The following is a 7,207-nucleotide window of genomic DNA, read 5'->3' as shown; positions in this document are numbered from 1 at the left end:
CTTTCCAATCGCACTCGACCGGCCGCATGAAATGTATACCTGGCCTGAGCTGATGAAGGAAATGGCCGGCAACACCCGCCGTTCCTTTCAGAAAGCGGACCTTCCCTACCTCGAATACACCATTACCCGCGGGGATGAAAATTCCGATCTTTCCGAATTTGACACGCTTCTCGAACAGAGCGCCCAGAAGCATAACTTCAATTCCGGTTCGACGGCCGGCCGGCAGGAACTGCTCGAATCGTTTGGGCCGCACGGCTATGTCTGCATTTCCGCTTTAAACGTTCCGGCTTACCGTACGTATTTAGAGGAAAAGGAAAAGGAATTTTCCGAAAAGGAAAAAGAAGCGCAGGCCGTCTGCGAGGCAATGCCCAATTCGAAAAAGAAGCGCAATCAGCTGCTGGAAATTCAGGAGCAGAAAGCCCATAACGAAAAGGAGATGGAAGCTCTTGTAGAACTCAGAAAAGCCGAGCCGGCCGATCGGATTCCGCTGGCCGGCGGCATCTTCTTTGAAACGCCTTCGGAAATGGTTTATCTCTACGGCGGCAGCCGCCCGGATCTCGCCCGTTTCATGGGGCCGTATGTAACCCAGAAAGCGATGATCCGCCTGGCTCTGGAACACAACCTGCGCCGCTACAACTTCTGGGGCATTTCCGGCTTTTTCAAACCGGATGAAGAAGGCTACGGCGTCTTCTACTTCAAGAAAAATCTTGGCGCGACCGCCGGGGAGTACTGCGGTGAGTTTACGATGGTACTCCATCCCCTGCTTGGAAAAACATTCCGAAACAAAATTCGCAGCGGTATGCTCGAAAAATAAAGTTATTCGATCCATACGGCGGGCAGAGAAATCTGTCCGCTTTTTTGCGTTTTTCCGCCTGCGTTTTCCCTTTTCTTCTCTTTTCTGTTCTTATCCGTTTTTTTCTGTTCTTATCCGTTTTCGGTTCCTGCTCCTGTTGCGTTGCCGCCGTTGGCCCCGGCGTTTTATGGAACGTCTTAAAAATTGCCGTAAGGCGGCAAGATAAAGAGGTAAACGATTACAGTCCGCGACAGGAAAGAAATGATCCTCTCTCCTTTTGAGAACAGCGAAAACACGATGAGAAAAGCAACGCAATCCATGGGTGCTTATTGAACTTACGTCCGTCTTTTTATAAGATCAGGTATATGCGATCCGATAAACCTGTAAGAAAAAAATCGACACGATCCGCCTCCAGGCCGGGCTCGAATGTCGTTCCTAAAAGAAAGAAGCGAAAGCGCCGCTACGATCCGCCCCGGCTTGCCATCGTCCTTGTAGCCGTATGCATCGCCGTTGGCCTCGTGGGCTACGGCGGCTATGCCGGCATGCGCGCTGTCGCCGGGTTGTTCTCGCCAAAACCAGCGGAGAACGCAGGCGCCTCCCTGTCTTCCGCTTCGTCTTCCGCTTCTTCCAAGGCCAGCTCGTCCAGTCAGGCTTCACAGGCTGGCGTTAACGGAATTACGGCTAAGGAGCTTGAAAAACTGAATGCAGTGAAATCGGAAATTGAACGTTCGACCAGCGGTGCCGAACTCGCGGATCTGAAAGCGCAGATTCTCGACTATCTGAATTCGCATAACATTGACCAGTCCAAATTTTCCTGGTCGGTCATGGATCTGACGACGGATGCCTACATTGAATCGGACAATGCAAAAACCAATTTCACCGCCGCCTCCACATACAAGCTTCCCCTTTGCATGTATTACTACGAAGAAATCGAAGCCGGACGGATCAATCCGAACGACTCGCTCGAATACTCCGAAGAAATGCGGGAAGAAGAAGATAAGGAAAACCTGAACCAGCCGATTCACCGCAAGTTCAAAGTCGGCGATAAAATTCAGATCGACGAACTTCTCGAAGCCGCACTGCTGTATTCCGACAACATTGCCGGCCACATGCTTTACGAAAACCTTGGCGGCTATGAGAAATTCAAGGAACTCGTTTCCAAGTATTCCCCGTCTCCGCAGGCACCGGAGTTTTACAACGAACGTTACAACGTACTGAATGCCGACTACACGATGCATCTTCTGTACAAGCTGTACAAAACGCCAGGTACGTTCAACGATCTGAAGTACTGGCTGCAAAACGCGTCGCTCAATACGTTCCTCAACCGCGATCTGAGCGGTCATTACATCCAGAAAATTGGAAACATCAACGCCGTTCGAAACACGCTGGCCATTTCCAACGGACCGGCTCCGTTCTCCATTTCCATCTTCTCGTCTATCGGCAAGAAGGAAGGTCTGAACGCGATTGCGGATCTTGGCGTTCTCGTCAACAACTACTTCGTCAACAAGTACAATTCCGGCTACTACGCCAATCAGGATGCCGCCTACATCAATATGCTCAACAGCCAGATGTCCGCACCGGTCGATGTCATCTACTACCGTCCGGGTCCAGAAGGACAGACTCTCCCGGATCTGACTTCTGAAGAGCAGAGCATGGCCGAAGAGGCTGCCGAAGAAGACTAAAATCGAATTTTGCGAAAGAACGCTCCCCGATCGGGCGTTCTTTTTGTTTGTCGAAGCGTTCCGGATTGCTTATGCTTTCTCTTGATGAAACCCGATCTTACCAGCAAGCCCCCAGTTTGCGCGGCTGAAATTGCGAAAAACATGAAAGCTCTCCATTACGACAGAGCCAGAAGCGAGGTCAAAACGTGCCTTCGTCTTTCTTTCTCGCCCTGGCTGCAGCTGACGTATGGACAGTGTCTGGCCGGCCTTCAGCAGTATAAAAAAGCTGAAGACGCTTTTATGGCAGCTCTAGAATGTGCACCGACGCCTCTGTTTGAAGCGCATGTCTGTCTGCGTCTCTGTCGTCTGTATACGCAGACCGGACATCTCAAAAAAGCCAGCCAGTTTCGGGAGCAGGCCAAAGCTGATCTGGAACGCGTTCAGGGCAAGACCAATCCAGCCGCCCTGCGCCCGCTGCTGGCCTTTTACGATCTGGCCAGCGCATGGCTGCTGTATGAGCAGGGCAAAACGAGCGACGCGCTTCAGACAATACAGAGCTTTATTGCCGGGGCAAAATACATATCCTCCCTGCAAAATGCGCTTTGCGAGGCGTGGACGCAGCAGGCCGATCTGCTTTCGGTTCTGTATTCCTATCCAGAAGCCATTGCCGCCTACCAGAAAGCGCTGGAGTGTACCGACAGCACTCCAGAAAACTGGCGCCCTTTGCGCAAGGCTCTGATTCTGAACAATCTGGCGGACGTCTATGAAGGCGCCGAAGATTTTGAAAACGCCAACCGCATTTACCTGGACGCCATGGATCAGCTCGATCGCCTCAAGGATGAGCACATTGTCGATCTTTCGGCCTGCCATCTGGTAATTCTGCTTTCCTTTGCCAACTGTCTGATCCAGCAGGAAGAAATGGACGACAGCATTCAGCAGCTCGCTCATCATCCGCTGCTCAATAAAAAAGACCGCAAAACGGAACGCACCTCTGACCATGCTTCTAGCCATACAGCCGTTTCCCTTCGCGATACGCTCGTTGACGCGCTCCTCGACCAAGCCATCGAAATTTCCGAACGCGTCGAATGGCCGGCCCGGCTCTACTGGAAAAGCCGCATTCACTACATCGAAGGCCTGTCCGCTCTGTATCAGGCGGAAAGCCGTCCTGAAAATCCGTTCCCTGCGTTTTTGCAGGCGTGGATCGATCAGAAGGAGTTCCTTCTGCATTCTCCGGTCTCTTCCCGGGAATACCTCGGACGGGTCGCCTATTATGCGGCGTATTCCTTCGATCCAAAAACTGTCGAAGCATGGCGTGATCGCAGTCCGTTTGCGAACGTGACGCAAAAGGAACTGTATCTTTGCGCTTTAGATGAATTTGAAAAATGCGCCTTCAAGGATCCCGCCTTTTTCGGCTTTACGATGGCCTCGATCCAGAACGAACTGGGAACCATCGCCTTAAAAGACGGACAGAAAGAAGACGCGAAAACCGAATACGAAAAAGCCGAGCAGGGCTTTGAAAACGCGTGGAAGCAGGACAGAGACGATCTATTGGCTCTCAGCTCCCTTTGTACCGCCGAACTCAACCTTCTTGGCGCGCTGGACGAATCCGATCTCGACCATGCCGGAAAAGACGTTTTAAAGCGGCTGCTCGATCATCTTGACGCGCTCGATTCCCTGAGCGACCATGCCCCGCTCATTGAAGAGGCTCTGGGCCATCTCATTGAAAACGATCGATACTTTCCCCGGTATACGCGTCCAGTTGAGCGCTTCTGCCGCCGTCTGCAGCACAAAACCGGCGAACACGATCAGTAAACTCCCTTTAACCGATTAAACCGAAAAGCCATGCAGCAGGAAGCCGAAGCCGTTCCTTTGCATGGCTTTTTGAATCTATCGTTTTTTCTGTCCGCCCGATCCAGCGGTTCGATTGCTGCTCTGAGCGGTTTCCTTTTCTGGTCGATCCGGGTTTCTGGTACTTATCCATGAAGACATCCATGGAGGCATTGTCTGATTCATGCGCAAAACCTTTTGCGCTGTCGGGAACTATACTGAAGCCATGACAACTAGACCTGTATATACTCCAAAACTGACACGCCCTTTCTATCAGCAGGAAGACGTTGAATTTGACTGGCACAGCGGGACTTCTCCCGCACAGAAGCAGAAAAATTCCGCTCTGCTCCAGGAAACATGGAAGAAAAAGCATCCTGGCAAAACGATTCTGGAAGTGAGCACAAAATCGACCGAAGAAATGGGGCGGCGTCTCTCCCCGTTTAACATGACCCTGCGCCTGCCTTCTTTGCGCAAGGCGTTTCCGGTGGAAAATGTGTATCAGGCGTCCAAGGCATTTCGCCATGGCGGTCCCTATGTGGATTTGCTTGGCGTAACCCCCGTGGAAGCCAAGCGCGATCCGCGCCTGCGCGATTCCGGCGAGCTGGTGTTCTTTGAACTGGAAAAGAAGAAATATCCGACAGAGCCCGTTTTTCTGTTTTATAACTGGCTATATCTGATCACCCTTCTTGAAAATCCGAAAGAAGCCGCAGCCGTACGAGACTGCGACGCCTACTGCGATATCGAATTCAACCCCGACAGGCAGATCAACTGTCAGGCACGCGCGTGCGCGATTTACCATTCCCTGTTCCAGCTCAACCTGCTGGACGAAGCGAAAGATTTTGAAGGCTTCAAAAAGATCATGATGGCCAATGATATTACCGAAATTAAGGAACAGTCTGGACGCAAGGAAGACGCGCAGACTCTAAACGATCTTCGTTCCAATCAGCGCCGAACGTCCTTTGCGGTCGGTACATGGATTCGTCATCCGACCATCGGTGCCGGGGAAGTCATCCGCCGTACGCCGGACAGCTATGTAATTCGTTTTCGCGTCTCTGGCCCCAAAGCGCTGACCCGGGATTTTGTCGAACTCAACTGCAAAAAAATCGGCTGAATTTCATACGCCGTGTTTCAAAAGATGGTGAATTGAAATAGTGAACGCAGCTATTGAACGGATAAAAACGGGCGTTTCGTTTACTTTTTCAAAAATCTGTTTTCCCTCTCAATTTCCTTTATCTAATCCAGGAAACTGAGGGGATTTTGCTTTTCCCAGGGCTGCGTTTCGCCTTTTCCTTGCTTCCACGCTAAGATTTTTGAGTTGAAGGACTAAATGCAGCTGCCAAATATGTGAATTCAGGTGGGTTCGTTTTCCTTCTTAACTCTCGTTATTGTTTAGCGAGTTAACAGATCTGGCTTCAAGTAGACAGAAGCCGGATCTGTTTTTTTGATTCCTGGCTTTTCCAGAATTTCAGAAGATTTTTCCAGAAAGCAGAAATAATCGTACGGTGTATGACCGTGCAGACTTTTTAATCCATCTGAGTTGACAGGCGAGATGGCGATGTTCAGCTGCTCCTGACTGGTCAGTCCCAGCTTGGCTAAATCAAAAATATGCGTTCCTCGGTTCTTCGGAAAAATTCTCCATAAAAGGAGATGTTTGTTCTCATTCGTTTAGTTCCTATTCCAGAAACTGCTTTGCTGTGAGTACCTGTTTGGGGAAATTAACGTTTACAGCGCACATAGGCCTCCGCATCTGCATCAAGCAGCCAGAACGAGATATACATGCCCTTGACTTCGTCAATATGGTTCTGATCCTTAAAAACGCTGTTTGCTGTCATAACGCTTCATAAGCGCAGCATTAACCGTCTTTTTATCCAGCTGAAAAGGAATGACTTAGTCCGGGTGCAGCACACCTGCTAACTGACGACCCATAATCACCATAAGTTGGCCGTAGAAAGGGCAGGCCGTCACGGCGGCGGTCTTTTCGCCCACGATCGTCCAGCCGCAGGACTTGCACATAGAACTGCGCAAATTCTCCGATTCTCCCTGCTGCCGCTCACCGACCGCCGTTGTTTCCCACTGCATATCGTCGGGCTGCTCGATTTTCAGAGCCTCTCAATAGCCTTGCAGAGTCTCCAGGACAGACTCGGGGCGACAATACAGACAAGTCATCTTTTGCGCAGTGCTGTCAAACTCGATGGCTCCGCCGCAGCATGCGCATTTCTATTCCTGTAAAAGGTTCATGTGTCATTTCTCCATATCGGCACAGCACAGCTGCTTTGCAGTACGACCGAAAGGAATATACCCAGACGGATCTGAATAAAAACAGGGCTGCCGCATTAAAGCAGAGCCCTGTTCATAGATGTTTTCATGTGCCTGTGAACGGCAAGTATAATGCAATTTGATTTATTTCATCCACTGGAGAGTGCCGAGAATACTCTGTACTTCATCACTTCCAAAATCACACTCGTAGCCTTTTACAATAAACACTTTTTCGCCAATCTGTGCGCTGGCTGCATTTTCGGCCACATACCAGGTGCCGTTCGTCAGCTCTTTTTCTCCATCGTAGGTTCCATAGGGATCGCCGGATTCCAGAAGCTCCTTCGCACTGTCCAGATCCTTCGTATACTCTTCTACCTGCAGATAGGGATCGCCATATTCAAATTCCTCGGCATGGCAGATGAAGTCCGCCATGTCATTCCCGTTCATGTCGGTGCCGGTCACCAGGCTCCAGCCGGAAGGAAGTTCTGCCGTTACCTTGTCGCCGGAAACCGCTGTCGTTTTCGCTACACTTCCGCCGTTGTTTCCGCCGGAGCATGCAGCAAGGACCAGCATCATTGTGAGAGACAGAAGAGTCGTTAAAATCTTTTTCATAATAATTAGAACTTTCCCAATGAGCTTAACTATACAAATCGCTCGTTTTTGAAATTTC

At 50.5% G+C, this 7,207-nt stretch carries 6 protein-coding genes; 4 read left to right on the top strand and 2 right to left on the bottom strand.

Annotated features, from left to right (window positions below; genetic code table 11):
• The 4 genes from ACLUYS_RS08735 to ACLUYS_RS08720 all read left to right on the top strand — a co-directional run.
• The coding region (locus tag ACLUYS_RS08735) for a peptidoglycan bridge formation glycyltransferase FemA/FemB family protein (RefSeq protein WP_412659623.1) at nt 1-814 on the top strand (814 nt) is incomplete at its 5' end.
• A 344-nt stretch (nt 815-1,158) separates the two neighbouring features.
• Nucleotides 1,159-2,475: a serine hydrolase gene (locus tag ACLUYS_RS08730; RefSeq protein ID WP_230267618.1), complete on the top strand. Its 1,317-nt coding sequence runs from the start codon at nt 1,159-1,161 to the stop codon at nt 2,473-2,475.
• Between the two features lie 84 nt (nt 2,476-2,559).
• On the top strand, nt 2,560-4,266 hold the full coding sequence (locus tag ACLUYS_RS08725; protein WP_412659622.1) for a hypothetical protein: 1,707 nt from the start codon (nt 2,560-2,562) through the stop codon (nt 4,264-4,266).
• Between the two features lie 199 nt (nt 4,267-4,465).
• Nucleotides 4,466-5,392 carry a DUF6977 family protein gene (locus tag ACLUYS_RS08720; protein ID WP_288876299.1) on the top strand — a complete coding sequence of 309 codons (927 nt, stop codon included), beginning with the start codon at nt 4,466-4,468 and terminating at the stop codon, nt 5,390-5,392.
• A 776-nt stretch (nt 5,393-6,168) separates the two neighbouring features.
• On the opposite strand, the gene ACLUYS_RS08715 is transcribed toward ACLUYS_RS08720, so the two are convergent.
• Complete coding sequence (locus ACLUYS_RS08715; RefSeq protein WP_230267615.1) at nt 6,169-6,360, bottom strand: hypothetical protein; 192 nt, start codon at nt 6,358-6,360, stop codon at nt 6,169-6,171.
• A 321-nt stretch (nt 6,361-6,681) separates the two neighbouring features.
• A complete protein-coding gene (locus ACLUYS_RS08710) occupies nt 6,682-7,149 on the bottom strand; it encodes a hypothetical protein (protein WP_412659621.1) in 468 nt (155 codons plus the stop codon).
• Between the last annotated feature and the right edge of the window lie 58 nt (nt 7,150-7,207).

The organism is Allobaculum sp., from assembly GCF_047010065.1.
In the GTDB taxonomy this organism is placed as follows: Bacteria; Bacillota_I; Bacilli_A; order Erysipelotrichales; family Erysipelotrichaceae; genus Allobaculum; species Allobaculum fili.
This window is presented reverse-complemented; position numbering and strand designations above follow the sequence as displayed.

Excerpts from the sequence above, each read along its gene's own strand:
- ACLUYS_RS08730 (WP_230267618.1), top strand. The coding sequence starts at position 1,159 with ATGCGATCCGATAAACCTGTAAGAAAAAAATCGACACGATCCGCCTCC.
- ACLUYS_RS08725 (WP_412659622.1), top strand. The coding sequence starts at position 2,560 with ATGAAACCCGATCTTACCAGCAAGCCCCCAGTTTGCGCGGCTGAAATT.
- ACLUYS_RS08720 (WP_288876299.1), top strand. The coding sequence starts at position 4,466 with ATGCGCAAAACCTTTTGCGCTGTCGGGAACTATACTGAAGCCATGACA.
- ACLUYS_RS08715 (WP_230267615.1), bottom strand. The coding sequence starts at position 6,360 with ATGCAGTGGGAAACAACGGCGGTCGGTGAGCGGCAGCAGGGAGAATCG.
- ACLUYS_RS08710 (WP_412659621.1), bottom strand. The coding sequence starts at position 7,149 with ATGAAAAAGATTTTAACGACTCTTCTGTCTCTCACAATGATGCTGGTC.